Here is a 1,978-nt window from a genome sequence, read left to right on the forward strand (position 1 = left end):
CCCGGCGACTCAGAAAACAATACACGCCCCCAACCCCCAACGCAAATCCACCCCAACACCCCACCCCACCCACACCAAACCCACCCCCAAAACCCCACCAAACCGCCGTCGAACGCGTCAACGAACGTCTTGGGGGAGGCCTCCGTACGACAGGGGGAAACGCGGCGCGGCCGCAGCGGACTGCACACTTATGGGTCGCAATCAGCGGGCCAATGACGTTGACGCCGCCTGGTGGGAGGATGGAACGCATGGAACTGCACATCACGGGAGATGCCGCCGCCGACAAACTGCTCAGTGACGACGCCTTTGCGTTGCTAACTGGTATGTTGCTCGATCAACAGGTGACCATGGAATCGGCGTTTGCTGGACCGGAGAAGATCCGTACCCGCCTCGGTTCCTTGGAACCTGGCGCCATTGCCGAGCACGATCCCGCCGGTTTCGTCGAAATCTTCAAGGAGAAGCCGGCCGTCCATCGCTTCCCTGGTTCCATGGCCGGCAGGGTCCAAGCCCTGGCCCAAACGGTCCACAGCGACTGGGATGGTGACGCCTCCGCGATGTGGACCCGCGGCAATCCCGATGGTCCCGAGGTACTGCGCCGACTCAAAGCATTGCCAGGATTCGGCGAGCAGAAGGCGAAAATCTTCCTGGCCTTGCTGGGCAAGCAATGCGGCCTTCAAGCCGACGGGTGGCGGGAGGCAGCCGGCCACTACGGCGAGGAAGGATCCTACCTGTCCGTTGCCGACATCGTGGATCCAGAGTCCTTGGTCAAGGTACGTGCCAGCAAGCAGGCAGCAAAGGCGGCAGCGAAGGCCGCGAAGTCGTCCAACGCCTGATTCACACCGGCCTCCCTGCCGCCGGTTCGACGAGGCTGGAGACAGAAGGTTTATCGCTGAAGCGAGAGCCGCCTCCTACCGACACGATCCCAATTCGGTGGGCCGCAGTGCACGTGCTGGTCAGGTACCGAAATTCTACTTATGGCTCATTCTGGGCTAAGCCCAACAGGTAGCGTATGTAAGGACGGCCGGAATCTTCAAAGATCCCACATCCGGCGATCTTCCAGCCCGCCTTTTCATAGATCTTGCGTGCAGACATATTTTCTTCCAACACTCTTAGGGATACCTCAGCGAAACCGTCCGTTACGAGCAATTGAGTCATGTTTGCAAGCAGCGCCCGCCCCAGTCCCCGGCCTTGGTAAGCAGGGTCGACGGCAAGCAGCGCCAGGTGAGCTGTCCGGGCAGCACATGCCGGGTTCACATCCAGGGCCAGCGCAAACGCGTGCGTCCCTGATTGGCTTTCCGCAATGGAAAGGATGCCTCCAGGGGCGGTGAGTTTGGCCGACGCTTTGCGCTTGATTTCCGAATCGCTGGGTGTGCCATCACGAAGGGCGAGAGCCCGCATCCATAGTTCTGCGCACTCAGAGAAATCCTCAGCGGTTCCTGCACGAAAAGTCAAAGGCGTCGCGGGTCCGGTGTCTCTCTTCATCTCTTTCATCCTTACCTGTGCAGCGAGTAGGGCAAACCGTACTCACCTCAGGCCGCTATCCGCCGAAGTGGATGTCGTTGGGGCCGGCGGACCGCGACGATCAGCTTTGCACATCAGGATTGCCAGGTGCTGAATCTGAAGCAGGCGCCAACAGGAAAACGTGGGCTGAGTCAGGCCATCAGCCGCGCCTCACAAGAGAGCTCAGCAGCTGGTCGGCAACCCTTGGTCGGTTCCTGGCGAGCTCAGCGCAGAGATCCATGGAGTTTGCCGTCCGGGTCCAGCAGCGTTGCTTACCTTTGACCCCAGTGCGCGTCCCAAGGTGCAACGCATGCGGTGTCCACGGCAATAGCGTGTCTGGCAGCTTCCGGGCTGGCGGATGCTGGATCGCTTCGTGTTGGTGGGTGTTGGTGTGTGTTGGGTGGTTAAAGGGGAAGAGCCCCGACCTGTGGTCGGGGCTCTTGCCTTAATGGTTGTCCGGCGGTGTCCTACTCTCCCA

General features: G+C 60.7%; 2 protein-coding genes. One reads left to right on the forward strand and one right to left on the reverse strand.

Translation table 11 applies throughout. The features are described from left to right. The first annotated feature begins 239 nt into the window (after positions 1–239). On the forward strand, positions 240–833 hold the full coding sequence (locus ACIQLI_RS22445) for an HhH-GPD-type base excision DNA repair protein (protein WP_400392630.1): 594 nt from the start codon (positions 240–242) through the stop codon (positions 831–833). Positions 834–972: 139 nt separating this feature from the next. Here ACIQLI_RS22445 and ACIQLI_RS22450 read toward each other — a convergent pair whose 3' ends face one another. Beyond that, the gene (locus ACIQLI_RS22450; RefSeq protein WP_400392633.1) at positions 973–1,482 is read right to left on the reverse strand and encodes a GNAT family N-acetyltransferase; all 510 of its coding nucleotides are present in this window, start codon (positions 1,480–1,482) and stop codon (positions 973–975) included. Positions 1,483–1,978: the final 496 nt, after the last annotated feature.

It is taken from the genome of Paenarthrobacter sp. NPDC091669, from assembly GCF_044756725.1.
GTDB classification, from domain to species: Bacteria; Actinomycetota; Actinomycetes; order Actinomycetales; family Micrococcaceae; genus Arthrobacter; species Arthrobacter bambusae_C.